We start from the raw sequence: 232 nt of genomic DNA, 5'->3' as shown, positions 1-232 counted from the left end.
CGCGACCCAGAACCCCGAGCTCCGCGCCCGGTTCACGGGCAAGCCCGACCTCGTCGTCCACTTCTTCGAGTTCTTGGCCCAGGAGGTGCGCGAGTACCTGGCCGAGCTGGGCTTCCGCTCCCTCGACGAGGCGATCGGCCGCACCGACGTGCTCGACGTCGACCGGGCCATCGACCCCTGGAAGGCCTCCGGTCTCGACCTCGCGCCGGTGCTCGTCGGTCCGGCGTTCGCC

General features: G+C 71.6%; 1 protein-coding gene. It reads left to right on the top strand.

The genetic code is table 11. The features are described from left to right. Positions 1 to 232, top strand: a 232-nt coding sequence (locus ACZ6JE_RS15720; RefSeq protein ID WP_464319558.1) for a glutamate synthase-related protein, incomplete at both ends; no start/stop codon positions are given.

This window comes from Frigoribacterium sp. AC759, assembly GCF_979256015.1.
This window is presented reverse-complemented; position numbering and strand designations above follow the sequence as displayed.